Source organism: Flavobacterium okayamense, assembly GCF_019702945.1.
GTDB lineage: Bacteria > Bacteroidota > Bacteroidia > Flavobacteriales > Flavobacteriaceae > Flavobacterium > Flavobacterium okayamense.
The window spans coordinates 556,392-568,605 of the sequence record NZ_AP024749.1; the positions used below are offsets into that span (position 1 = coordinate 556,392).

A 12,214-nucleotide genomic window follows, 5' to 3' on the forward strand; every position below is an offset into this window, starting at 1 on the left:
TTATGTTTACAGGAATAATAGAGACCTTAGGAAAAATAACCAAAATTGAAAAAGAACAAGATAACTTACACATTACAGTCAATTCTGAAATAACTTCTGAGTTGAAAATTGACCAAAGTGTCGCACATAATGGCATATGTTTAACTGTTGTTGCAATTGAGAATGATTTATACACAGTCACAGCTATAAATGAAACCATAAAGAAAACAAATATTGGAAGCTGGCAAACTGGAGAATTTATTAATTTAGAGAGAGCGATGAAACTTGGCGACCGTTTAGATGGTCATATAGTTCAAGGTCACGTTGATCAAATCGCTACATGTAAAAAAATAGAAACCGAAAATGGAAGTTGGGTTTTTACTTTTGAATACGACAAAAATTTAAGCAATATTACCATTGAAAAAGGTTCAATTACTGTAAACGGAACAAGTCTTACCGTTGTAAATTCAAAAGAAAACGAATTTAGTGTTGCTATAATACCTTACACGTTTGAACATACAAACTTTAAATATTTTAAGACTGGTACTATAGTTAATCTAGAATTTGACGTTATTGGAAAGTATGTAAAAAGAATTTACGAATTACAGAAATAAAAAAAAGAGCTCCTATAAAGAGCTCTTTTTTGTAAACAAATATTTTTTTGAAATAAAGTATCCTAAAACTAAGGCCACAAAAAACATGGCAACCAAACCACCGTCAATTGGTAAACCAGGTGGCGGCGTTGGTGGCGGAGGCGTTTGAGCCATAGCAAACTGGCTACTTAATACTAACATTACCACAACAACTATTTTTTGTACTGCTATTTTCATAGGCCGTAAAAGTAAAATTTATTTTTTAATTACAAACTAATTTATGTTTTCTTATTGATTCATTAACAATCTCTAAACATCACAATATTAGTTCTTATTTGTAAAATACGAAAATATAAATATTTTTATATTAATCAATACTTTTATAAAAAAAACTTAAAAAAAACTTAATTTTTTAAGTTCGCTTCGAAAAAAATAGCCATTCATCGGCTATAATTTCCTTTGTGGTCCCACCTGGGCTCGAACCAGGGACCACCTGATTATGAGTCAGGTGCTCTAACCAACTGAGCTATAGGACCAGTTTAGCATTTCACTAAATTCAAACAAAACCTTGGTTTCATTTGAGTGTGCAATATTACTACTATTTTTTAATTCAACAAAATTATTTATTTTATTTCCTGACAAAGTTCAATCAAAACACCATTTGTAGATTTAGGATGTAAAAATGCAACCAACTTGTTATCGGCACCTTTTTTTGGTTTTTCGTTTAAAACAATAAACCCTTCTTCTTTTAATCTTGAAATTTCTGCTTCGATATCATCTACATCAAATGCTATATGATGAATTCCTTCGCCTTTTTTGTCGATAAACTTTGCAATTGGACTATCTTCCTTAGTTGCTTCTAACAATTCAATCTTGTTTGGTCCGTTCATAAAAAATGAAGTTTTAACCCCTTCACTTTCTACTTCTTCTTCTTTATAAGCAGGTTGTCCAAATAATTTTTCAAAAACTAAATTTGATTCTTTTAAACTTTTTACAGCAATCCCTATATGTTCAATTTTATTCATCATAACTATTTTATGGTTTACAAACTAGCCCCGATGGAAGCGAAAATCATTTTGTTTTGTTTTTTTTAAAAAGATGTTTCGACTAAGCTCAACATGACAAAACAAAATATTAAAGCGAACAGCGGGAAAATGGTTTACAAAAATAAAACAAAGTTTCGCTACTAAAAACTAAATCACCTTATTATATTATTATGTACTTTTGCAGTATGGAAACAAATAGACAAAAAAAAATAGGTCAGTTATTACAAAATGACTTGGTAGATATATTACAAGGTGAAATTAGAAAGAACGGAATTTCTAATCTTATCATTTCGGTTTCTAAGGTTAATGTTACAAGTGATTTGTCGATTGCAAAAGTTTACTTAAGTGTTTTTCCATCAGATAAAGGTGGCGAAATTTTAAATGCAGTTAAAACAAATAACTCTTTAATTAAACACGATTTGGCACAACGTGTTAAAAACCAATTGCGAAAAGTACCCGATTTAATTTTCTATATCGATGACAGTTTAGATTATATTGAGAAAATCGACAATGCGCTTTCGGGCAAAGAAAATCCAGTTGAAAATCCTGATTTATTAGCCAAAAGAAAGAAATCGTAATTTGAATTTTCCTTTCTACATAGCAAAACGTTATGCAATAAGTTTTAGCAAAAATTCGGCAATTAATATTATTACGTTTATTGCTTCTTTTGGAATTATTGCTGGCACTATGGCTTTGTTTGTGGTTTTGTCGGTTTTTAGTGGTTTACGTGATTTTAGTTTGAGTTTTACAAACGCCACTGATCCCGATTATAAGTTAGAACCTACAAAAGGAAAATTAATCACACTATCAGAAGACCAACTTCAAAAAATTAATTCTAATTCCTCAATAGCTTCGTATAGTAAAATTGTTGAAGAGCGTGTAATGTTTTCTTTTAATGATAAAGAGCAAGTTGCGTATCTAAAAGGTGTTGATGAAAACTTTATAAACGTATCTAATTTAAACGAACATTTATATGTTGGCAATTGGTTAACCCCAAAATCTAGCGATGTTGTTGTAGGTGCAGAAATTAGCCGAAAACTTGGTTTAGGATTATTCAGTTACACTTCTCCGTTAAAAGTATATGCCCCAAAAGCAGGAAAAGGATTAATTGAAGATGAAAACGACGCTTTTTTAATTGCGAATTTAAACACTGTTGGCATTTACAACATTAATGAAGATGTAGATAATAAATATGTTTATTGCGAATTAGCTTTGGCACAGCAATTATTGCAATTGAAGAAAAATCAAGTTTCTTCAATTGAATTAAAAACAAAACCCGAAACAGAAGAAAACACTTTTCGCAGTGAATTACAATCGATTTTCGGAAACAATATTCTTATTAAGAATAAAATTCAGTTGAATGATGCTTTGTATAAAATGTTGAATACTGAAAATATTGCTACGTATTTAATCTTCACTTTAGTGTTAATTATTGCTCTTTTTAATTTAATTGGTGCATTGATAATGATGATTATTGAAAAGAAAACCAATTTAAAAACACTACTTAATTTAGGAACTTCAATTAGTAATATTAGAAAAATATTTCTTTTTCAAGGTTTACTTTTAACTTTTATTGGCGGAATAATTGGAATCGCTCTTGGTGCTTTATTAGTTTTTCTTCAACAAAAGTTTGAATTATTAATGATTACTTCAACTTTAGCCTATCCAACAAAGTTTGAATTTGAAAATTTACTAATTGTAGCCGTTACTATTTTATTGTTGGGCTATTTAGCTTCGTTTTTAGCAAGTAGAAGTGTTACTAAGAAGTTGTTGGAGTAAGACAAGACCTCAACTTTTTAGTAATGCAATGTTATTGTTTTTGTGTAATTCACAAAAAAAATTATTATAACTATATTAATAATAATTGAAAAATAGATTAAAAATCTTATTCTTAAACTTTGTTCAAATTCTTTCACAGCGTAATATGTTATTTTTTCTAACTTTAGATATAATAAAAAATTAACAGCAATATAAAATATAATAAAATAATAAAACGGAAAAGTAGTAAAGAAAAAAGATAAACACATTATATTCAAAGTAATTATTGTCCCTATCATAAAAAGCGGTAAAAAAAACCACTGGCCTTGATGCTCTTTATAAAATAAAGCATATATTTTTGCTAATGAAATAAAAATTTTATCAAGAATATCCATTATAATCTGTAATTAAAAATTTAAAACATACAAAAAAACTCAGAAACAAAATTGTCCTGAGTTTTCAATGTACCTTGGGTGGGAATCGAACCCACACTCCGAAGAACACGAGTTTGAGTCGTGCGCGTCTACCAATTCCGCCACCAAGGCTTTTAAAGGTGAGTGCAAATGTATTGAAATTTTCTAAAATCAGAAGCAAAATAGTTTAAAAATTACTTCCATAGTAAAAATTAATTCCTAAATTTGCACCGCATTTAATGCAACACACAACTAACTAACTACATCCGAGACGTTTATCTTTTTAAGCAACTAACTTAAATAGTATCTTCGAACCGGTATAAAAACAAAAATTAGATGTCATACCAAGAGCCAGAAGCAAAAATATTTGCATGTTCTCAGAGTGTGTACCTAGCAGAAAAAATAGCTGAAAGCTATGGCGTTCCACTAGGTAAAGTTACGTTCTCAAAATATAGTGATGGAGAGTTTCAACCTTCGTTTGAAGAGTCAATAAGAGGACTACGTGTTTTCTTAGTCTGTTCTACCTTTCCTAGTTCTGACAATTTAATGGAATTGTTGTTAATGATTGATGCAGCCAAAAGAGCTTCAGCAAGACACATTACAGCTGTAATTCCATATTTTGGTTGGGCAAGACAAGATAGAAAAGATAAACCACGTGTTCCGATAGGTGCTAAATTAGTTGCTAAATTATTAGAAACTGCTGGTGCCACTCGAATTATGACCATGGATTTACATGCAGATCAAATTCAAGGATTCTTTGAAAAACCTGTTGACCATTTATTTGCTTCTACTATCTTTTTACCATATATAAAAAGTTTAGGACTAGATAATTTAACAATTGCTTCACCAGACATGGGGGGTTCAAAAAGAGCCTATGCTTATTCTAAATTTTTAGAGTCTGATGTTGTTGTTTGTTACAAACAACGTAAAAAAGCAAATGTTATCGATACAATGGAGTTAATTGGTGACGTTAAGGGTAGAAATGTTATTCTAGTTGATGACATGATCGATACTGGAGGAACACTAGCTAAAGCTGCTGACGTTATGATTGAAAAAGGCGCTATAAGTGTAAGAGCAATTTGTACTCATGCTATCCTTTCAGGAGAAGCTTATGAAAAAATTGAAAACTCTCAATTAGCTGAATTGATCGTAACAGATTCTATTCCTTTAAAGAAAGAATCGAGCAAAATAAAAGTAATTACTTGTGCAAATTTATTTGCCGAAGTAATGCACATGGTGCAAAACAACAATTCCATTAGTGGAAAGTTTTTAATGTAAATTATTAATTATTTATATATTTTAAAATGAAGTCAATTACAATTAAAGGACAAAAAAGAGAAAGCGTAGGCAAGAAAGCTACCAAAGCCGTACGCGATGCTGGATTCGTCCCTTGCGTTATCTACGGAGGAGACCAACCAGTTCATTTTTCAGCAGATGAAAGAGCATTCAAAGGGTTAGTTTATACTCCAAATGCACATACTGTTGTAGTTGAATTAGAAGGTGGTAAAAAAATTGATTGTATCTTACAAGATATTCAATTTCACCCAGTTTCAGACAAAATTTTACACATCGACTTCTTCCAATTAGACGACAATAAAGAAATCGTTATGGAAGTTCCTGTAAAAGTTACTGGAAAATCTCCAGGTGTTATGGCAGGTGGAGTTTTACGTTTAAACCAACGTCGTTTAAAAGTAAAAGCGTTACCTAAACATTTACCAGATTTTGTTGAAGCTAATATTTCACCATTAGAAATGGGTAACAAGTTATATGTAACTAAAATTGCTACTGATAACTTTAAATTAATGCACCCAGAAAACACTGTAGTTTGTCAAGTAAGAATTTCTCGTGCTGCTATGAAAGCTGCTCAAGAAGCTGCAAAAGCAGAAAAAGCTGCAGGAAAGAAAAAATAATTTTCTATCAATTTTATACAAAGGCACCTTTTTGGTGCCTTTTTTATTTATAAGCAATTAGTACATTTGTAAATGCATTGGTTTTTAAAATATTTTAAACAAAAAGAAAAAGTAACGACAATGAAAAAATTTCTGATTGTTGGATTAGGGAATATTGGAAGTGAATATGTAAACACCCGCCATAATATTGGTTTTAAAGTATTAGATTATATTATTAATCAAGAAAACGGCAGTTTTAATTCTGTTAAGTTAGGCGATTTAGCTGAGATAAAAATAAAAGGTAAAACGGTTTTCTTGTTGAAGCCAAATACCTATATGAACCTAAGTGGAAAAGCTGTTAAGTACTGGATGGATAAAGAAAAGATAGCCAAAGAAAATATTTTAGTTATAACTGACGATTTAAATTTACCCTTTGGAACGATTCGAATTAAAAGTAAAGGAAGCGATGGAGGACACAACGGATTAAAAAACATTCAGTTATTACTTAATACAACTGAATATCCAAGATTTCGATTTGGAATAAGCGATGATTTTAAAAAAGGAAAACAAGTAGATTATGTTTTAGGTGAATGGGATGAAGAAGAAAAAGAAAAATTGAAAGAACGTCTGGAAATCTCATCAGAAGTGGTTAAATCTTTTGTCTCAGCAGGGCTTAACAATACTATGAACACTTATAATGGAAAATAAAAAAGAGCGCTTAAAGCGCTCTTTAAATTTATGTAATCTCTAAAAATTATTCAACAATAATTTTCTTAGTAATTTTTCTAGACCCATCTTGAATAGTAACTAGATAAATTCCCGTTTGAGCATCTGCTAAACTAATTTGCTCATTAACTAATCCTGAAGCTTGTAAATCTTTAGATAAGATTAATCTACCTCTTAAATCATGAACGCTTAAAGCAACTTCATTAGTATTAGCTGTTAACTGAATATTAAATGTTCCGTTATTTGGATTTGGATAAATAACAAAATCATTAGTTTCAAAAGATTCATTTGTTAAAACTGGAACTAATTCTGAACGACATAAATTAAATGTAACATAATTTATAGTTCCTGTTAATCCATCTGTCGTATTAAGATCTACAAACCAAATATACCAACTACCAGCTGAATTAGTGCCATTATAATATACGGTTGAAATATCATCAGCCGGGATTGTCGCTGCACCATCTATTGTATTTGAACAATTTAAAGCTGCACCAGACATATCAAAAAACTTATTTAAATTTACTCCGCCAGGACATCCAACAGAAGCTCTATAAACTCTACTTAAAACAGGTGTAGGGGTTACTGCATATCCACTTGGAGAAGAAATTGCAAATTGAGTTGTACCAATATTTGGGTGAGTTGCATCAACTACAACATTAACATCAGTAATTGTGAATGAATCTGAAATTGGTAAAGAAAAACCACTGTAAGAAGTTGTACTTTCAGTAATTGCAGCATTTAAATTAAATGTATAATCTGTACAAACATTCTGAGATTGATAAATATAATCTCCAATTGCAATATTTTTAGTATTAACATTAAAGAAAATATTACCAGAAGCCTTAACCATAATTCTACAATTTGGAGCACTTACAGAAGGCACAGTAATATCTTGAGATCCATCATTTAGCGTGTTTGTTAAGATTGTATTCCAAGTTGCTCCTCCATCAGTAGTATATAAAATATCAACATTATTTCCACCAGAACTTGTATTTGTATTATTTACCGCCCAAGTCACAGTTTCAGTTGTTCCCGGAGTCCAAACAATACCATCAACATTTTGAGAAGTAACAAGTAACGGTCCTCTTGTTGCGTCAACTGTCACAATCATATCATCATAATTAGTTTGTCCTTGTCCAGCAACATTATCTCTGGCTGTTAATCTAAAATTTAAAGTTCTTGCAACTGAACTTAATGCTTCCATTGTAACATCTACTCCTTGAGTTGTAGAACTACCATTCATAACAGAAGTCATTGTTGGGAAATATCTTGTTGGGCTAGATGTGTCTGGATAGCAAACAAAATTAGGACCAACTGTCTTTGTAGCACTAGCAACACTATTAGCTCCTGTATTAGCCCCTGCATCATCATTTTGCTCCCAAGTATAAGTCATTAATCCAGTTCCCCCAGCATCAGTTGCAGATCCCGTTAACATAAATGGAGTACTTCTAGGTATTGTATAATCTCCACCTGCATTAACAACTGGTGTACCATGAGTTATAGGCGATGACGTTGGACATGTTTTACCAACCATATTTGTTTGCACTTGTGCTATACTTGCCGAATGAAAAACATCAATTGAATTCATATGAGTATTGTAAGAAGTGATACCTGCATAACCCATAATAGTTACACCTCCACCAACTTCTTTATTTACTCCTGTACCCTCTGAAGAATGCGAAAAAGTATGATTTGCTCCAAATTGATGTCCTAACTCATGAGCTACATAATCTATATCAAAAGAATCCCCCATTGGCACACCATCTGCAGGAGAAGTAATTCCTCTACCTTTTGTAGAACCTGTTCCTGAAGCTGTACCATTCACACAAACACAACCTATACATCCTGCATTACCACCTCCGCCAGAAGCTCCAAACATATGTCCTACATCATACGCAGCATTATTAGCAGCTAATGAAGTAGATGGACCCGTTAATGTAGTATTTAATGCTTGTTGAAGTTGGGTATTCCAGCTAGCCATTGTTGTGTAAGGATCCGTTACTGGGTTGTAATAAATTACGTTAGTTGTTTGAGCGACAATATTCATATGAATAGCAAAATCTTTTTCAAAAACACCATTTACTCTTGTCATAGTCGCATTAAAAGCAGCTAATACTAATCCCGATTGAGCAGAACTTGTAGCGCCAAAATAATTAGCATACTCTCCATTACAAGACAGTGCTAATCTAAAATTTAGTAATGTACCTGAACTAGAACGAGATGTTATTTCTGGTGTAGAGATATCATTAACTAAGACTTGTTCTGGTGTTGAACATGTAAAAGGAAGTTTACCTTTAGTTCTAGAAGAAGAGTAAACCGCATAAACTGCTTTATCATCAGAATAAGGTTCCATAAACTCTGTTGGCCTGTTTGCTCTGAAAACCATAGTTTGTATTCCACTTGGATCTAAACTTAATCTTAAAGTAGCATATGGGTCATCAATACCAATACCAACATAAGATCTAATGTTTGGATACTGAGCCTGTAAATCCGCATCAAAGTTAGATGCTTCATACATTCTAAAATTTTCTAGTTCACCATTAACATTTGGGATAGAAATAATAACATCAGAATAATCTCCTGAGTTTCTGTCTGGAGCAGTCATTAAAGAATTCTTTAATTGCGCCATGTTAAGTTGCATTAGCTTAAAATTAACTGGAAAGCTTTCACGGCTAGCCGTTTTTGCAACTGTAAAATCATTGCTTTTTACAGAACCCCAAGCCTTATCCGTTTGAGAGAAAGCTTCAGAAGTAAAAAATAATGAACAAACAATAATAAGTAAAAGTTTTTTCATTTTTGATTAAATTAAATATTCTCAAAATTAATTATATTTTCCCAATAAAAATATAATTTAACATTTAAAGTCTATTTTAAACAAAAAAAAGGAGTGACAACGCACTCCTTTTCAAATACTTACATCTAATCCAACTATTTAACAACTATTTTCTTTGTTACTTTTCTTGAACCATCTTCTATATTAACTAAATAAATTCCCGATTGAGCATTTTGAAGGCTAATAGTTTCATTAACCATTCCGTTACCAGAAATTAATTTATTTAAAATTAATCTTCCTCTAGTGTCAAACACTTCAACTTTTACATTTCCTGAAGTAGTATTTAAACTTAAGTTAAATACTCCATTATTTGGATTAGGATATAATGTAACTCCAGTTAATTCGAAATTATCATTTCCTAAACTTTGTTGTCTAGCAAAACTGAAGACACCATCAATACCTGTTGCAAAAGACGCAGTTAACGTAACATCTGAACCAAATGCTCCAATTGAACAAGGTTGGATTTCTTCCGATCCGTTGTCTTTAACTACATATAACGCAGTTCTAGAATTACCAGTTGCAGCTTCCCAACCAGCAATTTCAGCTTCTGTGAAATAGAATGTTATAGTTGAACTTCCAGCTACTATATTTGAAGGAACAATTGTAAATTGTTTATCCATTCTAAAATCTAAAGGATTTGTTGAAGGACCATATTGAGTAGCTCCGGTTCCAGCACTTGAAACATACATGTCTGAACAACCATAATTAGAAGCGTCGTTTACTTGTACTCTTCCAATAATATTTCCTGATGAACTATCTCTGAAATAAGTAGAACCACTTCCATTTAAATTGTTTTGCCCTGCAGTAGCAACATCAGTAGCAGTTTGTACACTTACTGTAACATCTGCACTTACTTCAACTTCATCTACACCTAAAACCCACTCTCCAGTTGTATTGTAATGTCTAAAAGTAATATAAACTGTTTGACCCGAATAAGCTGGAGGGATTGCTAAATTATAATATGCTCCACCCATTGCTGGTATTGTTGTATCAACAAGTAATGTACCGCTCGTAATATTTCCAAATGAACCAATTGAATTTGAAACCCAAACTTGATAAGATTCACTAAAGAAGCCAGAATCATTTCCAGAACCAGCAAAATAATCTAATTGAATATTAGAAGCTCCTACAGGAATATTTATAGCTGGAGTACTCAAGAAATTATCTGGAGAGTAGTCCACTCCATTCCAAGAATAAGAAGCCATAAAGAAATCTGTATAAATTCCAAACGGAGAAGCCCAATTTGCTTCTTCTGCTAAAAACCAATCATCTGCTGGTTCAGCATTATTATCCAAAATTGACCAGTCTGAAGCATCTCCATCTGAGAAATCATCATAGAATAAACTCATATTTGAATTTGCAGAAATTGTAGCATCATCATTTAATATACTTAAAGTATAAACATTTCCTTTAGGATTTTCAAGTGCATTTCCTGATGTTGTTACAGTAAAAGTGATCATTAAATCTTCATCTGCTTCTACAATACCGTCATTCAAAACTCTAAATACTAAATTTTGATCTGCAGTAGACCCCGCATTAAAAGTTACACTTGGAGTCATTATTTGTACATCCCCTAAATCAGCAACAGACATTCCATCTAATGCAAAAGTAGCTGTGGCATTTTGTGAAGGAGCCATGTCTATACTTAATGGGATTGTAAATTCAGTATAAGAACATCCATTACCTTCAATAACTGATTTTGGCTGTCTATCTAGACACGCTTCTCTTTTAAATTGAATGTATGGTGTATTAGGAATTGCATCACAAACATTTGACATTAACAAATCATCACGACGTGGAGAGTTTGCCATAACTGCTAACATTCTATCTGTTTGATCTTGCGTGAACATATTCATACAGGTATCATCAGTATAGTCCATATAATTTTGAACTTGATCATTATAATCTATAGGAGAATCCGTACAACTATTAGTTGTAGGACAACCAAAGTTAGAAGCATCAGATAAAGGTGTGTCCGCACAATAATCATCTACGCCACAACCACCATCACCCCAAATGTGACGCAATCCTAACATATGCCCTACTTCATGAGTCATAGTTCTACCTTTATCATATGGAGCTCCATATGTTCCTGCTGGATAAATAGTACTAGAACCCCATGTATCAAATGCACAAACAACTCCATCTGTAGAAGCGCCAGAACCTGAATCATCAACACAATTGTCTGATGGCATTCCTGCCAAACCAGAACCAGTTGGAAATTGAGCATATCCTAAAACCCCATTTAAATCACCACCAAATCTAAATGTCCAACAGTTTAGATATTTAGTAGGATCCCAAATTGTTGAAGCTTTTGCTGCCTCAACAGCCGCACTATTAAAATTTGCAGTACCTAAATTAACTCTATCAATCCCATTAGTTGCATTCCCATTTGGATCTACTGCAGCTAAACAAAACTCTATTGTTGTATCAACACCTGCACCATCACCTGGAGTACCAGTTAATTTTCTAAAATCCTCATTAAAAACTTGAATTTGCGACAAAACTTGACCATCTGCAATATTTTCACCAGAACCAACTGCATCTCCATTATGGATTACGTGAACAACTACTGGTATTCTAATTACAGAAGGAAGCATTTTTGCTTGTCTAAGTTTCTTTATCTCTTGAATTTTTGGAGCTAACCAATCTTCAAAAACTTTATCCGACACGGCTCTACCGTTTAACTTTCTAGAGTTATTATACTCTACTGTAGCACAACGAACTACACCTTTAGGGGAGAACATTTTTGCCTTTGAAATCTCAGCTTCAAAGCCTTCTAAAGATTTGCTTTTTGAAGCTTTTCTTGTTTGTGCTTCTGCAAGGTTTACTAAAGCAAAAACAGAAAAAATTAATAGTAATGTTTTTTTCATTTCTGGGTATATTTAAAATATTTTTTTGGTCGTCCAATATAAAATAATATTGCCTATTTACAAAATGATTAACATAATAAATTAATTTAATTAAAAAAAGC

The 12,214-nt window shown here is 32.1% G+C and carries 10 protein-coding genes and 2 tRNA genes; 6 read left to right on the plus strand and 6 right to left on the minus strand.

Annotation, left to right across the window (positions count from 1 at the left end):
* The first annotated feature begins 2 nt into the window (after positions 1-2).
* Complete coding sequence (locus KK2020170_RS02550) at positions 3-593, plus strand: riboflavin synthase (protein WP_221259243.1); 591 nt, start codon at positions 3-5, stop codon at positions 591-593.
* A 12-nt stretch (positions 594-605) separates the two neighbouring features.
* On the opposite strand, the gene KK2020170_RS02555 is transcribed toward KK2020170_RS02550, so the two are convergent.
* From KK2020170_RS02555 to mce, 3 genes are all read right to left on the minus strand, one after another.
* Positions 606-809, minus strand: coding sequence for a hypothetical protein (locus tag KK2020170_RS02555; RefSeq protein WP_221259244.1), 204 nt, complete (start codon positions 807-809; stop codon positions 606-608).
* A gap of 225 nt (positions 810-1,034) precedes the next feature.
* Positions 1,035-1,108: transfer RNA gene (locus KK2020170_RS02560), tRNA-Ile, on the minus strand.
* Between the two features lie 87 nt (positions 1,109-1,195).
* On the minus strand, positions 1,196-1,597 hold the full coding sequence (gene mce, locus KK2020170_RS02565; RefSeq protein WP_221259980.1) for a methylmalonyl-CoA epimerase: 402 nt from the start codon (positions 1,595-1,597) through the stop codon (positions 1,196-1,198).
* 206 nt (positions 1,598-1,803) lie between these two features.
* On the opposite strand from mce, the gene rbfA reads away from it, so the two are divergent.
* Together rbfA and KK2020170_RS02575 are read left to right on the plus strand one after the other, a co-directional pair.
* Positions 1,804-2,196, plus strand: coding sequence for a 30S ribosome-binding factor RbfA (rbfA, locus tag KK2020170_RS02570; RefSeq protein WP_221259245.1), 393 nt, complete (start codon positions 1,804-1,806; stop codon positions 2,194-2,196).
* A 1-nt stretch (position 2,197) separates the two neighbouring features.
* Positions 2,198-3,397, plus strand: a complete 1,200-nt coding sequence (locus tag KK2020170_RS02575) for an ABC transporter permease (protein ID WP_221259246.1) — start codon at positions 2,198-2,200, stop codon at positions 3,395-3,397.
* 444 nt (positions 3,398-3,841) lie between these two features.
* On the opposite strand, the gene KK2020170_RS02580 is transcribed toward KK2020170_RS02575, so the two are convergent.
* Positions 3,842-3,921 (minus strand) — tRNA-Leu (locus tag KK2020170_RS02580).
* 204 nt (positions 3,922-4,125) lie between these two features.
* Between KK2020170_RS02580 and KK2020170_RS02585 the strand changes: the two genes are divergently transcribed.
* The 3 genes from KK2020170_RS02585 to pth all read left to right on the plus strand — a co-directional run bounded on the left by KK2020170_RS02585 (position 4,126) and on the right by pth (position 6,386).
* Positions 4,126-5,067: a ribose-phosphate pyrophosphokinase gene (locus KK2020170_RS02585; protein ID WP_221259247.1), complete on the plus strand. Its 942-nt coding sequence runs from the start codon at positions 4,126-4,128 to the stop codon at positions 5,065-5,067.
* Between the two features lie 26 nt (positions 5,068-5,093).
* Positions 5,094-5,699 (plus strand): 50S ribosomal protein L25/general stress protein Ctc, encoded by a 606-nt coding sequence (locus tag KK2020170_RS02590; RefSeq protein ID WP_221259248.1) that lies wholly within the window; start codon positions 5,094-5,096, stop codon positions 5,697-5,699.
* Between the two features lie 120 nt (positions 5,700-5,819).
* Positions 5,820-6,386 (plus strand): aminoacyl-tRNA hydrolase, encoded by a 567-nt coding sequence (gene pth, locus KK2020170_RS02595; RefSeq protein WP_221259249.1) that lies wholly within the window; start codon positions 5,820-5,822, stop codon positions 6,384-6,386.
* 46 nt (positions 6,387-6,432) lie between these two features.
* On the opposite strand, the gene KK2020170_RS02600 is transcribed toward pth, so the two are convergent.
* Together KK2020170_RS02600 and KK2020170_RS02605 are read right to left on the minus strand one after the other, a co-directional pair.
* Complete coding sequence (locus KK2020170_RS02600) at positions 6,433-9,201, minus strand: zinc-dependent metalloprotease (protein ID WP_221259250.1); 2,769 nt, start codon at positions 9,199-9,201, stop codon at positions 6,433-6,435.
* 134 nt (positions 9,202-9,335) lie between these two features.
* On the minus strand, positions 9,336-12,113 hold the full coding sequence (locus KK2020170_RS02605) for a T9SS type A sorting domain-containing protein (RefSeq protein WP_221259251.1): 2,778 nt from the start codon (positions 12,111-12,113) through the stop codon (positions 9,336-9,338).
* Between the last annotated feature and the right edge of the window lie 101 nt (positions 12,114-12,214).